General features: G+C 66.6%; 1 protein-coding gene. It reads left to right on the top strand.

Features of this window, described 5'->3' with window-relative positions; translation table 11 throughout:
- On the top strand, nucleotides 1-1098 hold a 1098-nt coding region (locus tag EAF64_RS20645), incomplete at its 5' end, for an acyl-CoA dehydrogenase family protein (protein ID WP_129070859.1).

Below are 1098 nucleotides of genomic sequence, written 5' to 3'. Positions count from 1 at the left end.
CGCGAGTTCGTCGACGAGAAAGTGCGGCCCGACATCGGCGAGCACTGGATCGAGGGGACGTTCCCGAAGGACCTGATTCCAGAGATGGGCGAGATGGGCTTTTACGCGCCCAACCTCGAAGGGTACGGTTCGCCCAACGTCAGCGAGAAAGCCTACGGTATCCTGATGCAGGAACTGGAAGCGTGTGACTCGGGCCTGCGCTCGATGGCCAGCGTGCAGGGCGCACTCGTCATGTACCCGATCCACGCCTACGGCAGCGAGGCGCAGAAAGACCACTGGCTGCCCAAACTCGGGAGCGGCGACGCGGTCGGTTGTTTCGGCCTCACGGAGCCGGAACACGGCTCGAACCCCACCGCGATGGAGACCCGCGCCGAGGAAGCCGACGAGGGGTACGTGCTGAACGGCTCGAAGACCTGGATCACGAACTCCCCCATCGCCGACGTGGCGGTCGTCTGGGCGCGGGACAAGACCGACCCCGACACGCCGGTTCGGGGGTTCCTCGTCGAGACCGATCGGGACGGCGTCAGCACGAACAAGATCGACGAGAAGCTCTCCCTGCGCGCGTCGATCACGGGCGAGATCGGTCTCAACGACGTGTACGTCCCCGAGGAGAACCTCCTGCCCGGCGTCGAGGGGATGGGCGGTCCGCTGGGCTGTCTCACGCAGGCGCGCTACGGCATCGCCTGGGGTGCCGTCGGTGCGGCGCGTGACGGCTTCGAGACCGCGCGCCAGTACGCGACCGACCGCGACCAGTTCGGCGGCCCCATCGCGCGCTTCCAGCTCCAGCAGGACAAACTCGCGGAGATGGCCACCCAGATCACCCTGGCTCAGTTGCTCGCCCACCGCCTCGCGGACCTGAAAGAACGGGGCGACATGCGCCCCCAGCACGTCTCGATGGCCAAGCGCAACAACGTCCGGATGGCGCGCAACCAGTCCCGCATCGCCCGCGAGATGCTCGGCGGCAACGGCATCACCGCCGACTACTCGCCGATGCGTCACATGGCCAATCTGGAGACGGTGTACACCTACGAGGGGACCCACGACATCCACACCCTGATTCTCGGGGAGGATCTGACCGGGTTCGCAGCCTACGAGTGA

This window comes from Halorientalis pallida (assembly GCF_004118325.1).
Taxonomy (GTDB): Archaea; Halobacteriota; Halobacteria; order Halobacteriales; family Haloarculaceae; genus Halorientalis; species Halorientalis pallida.
The sequence above is the reverse complement of the archived record's forward strand: the minus strand, read 5'-3'. Positions and strand labels throughout refer to the sequence as shown.